Annotated in this window: 1 protein-coding gene; it reads left to right on the forward strand. The window is 54.9% G+C overall.

All coding sequences use genetic code 11. The features are described 5' to 3' along the window. Positions 1–194, forward strand: a 194-nt coding sequence (locus tag IMZ29_RS22475; protein WP_028603782.1) for a hypothetical protein, incomplete at its 5' end; no start/stop codon positions are given. Positions 195–337 lie beyond the last annotated feature (143 nt).

Below are 337 nucleotides of genomic sequence, written 5' to 3' on the forward strand. Positions count from 1 at the left end.
CACAGATGCAGGCGGTCCTGGATCGCTGGTCGAACCGCCGCCAGGTCATTCCACCGGAACTGATCGGGAAGATTGCGCCCACCAGGCTGGAGAGCATCAACTTGCGGGGTGTGTTTCGCTTCCCGGTTGACCGCTATGCTGACCAAATCCTGCCTTCGCGGCCAAATGCATCGATAACTGGCACCAATGGATGAAACCGACCACGGTTTGACGCCACGAATCGCAGATTTGAAAGTGAACAGGAAAGTCAATGAAATCAACGATCTACCAACACCACCTCCGCGCCAGTGCTAGCTTTTCGTACCGTCACTTATTGCACTGAAAACGAGGAGACCCC

The organism is Verticiella alkaliphila, from assembly GCF_018904615.1.
In the GTDB taxonomy this organism is placed as follows: Bacteria; Pseudomonadota; Gammaproteobacteria; order Burkholderiales; family Burkholderiaceae_B; genus Verticiella; species Verticiella alkaliphila.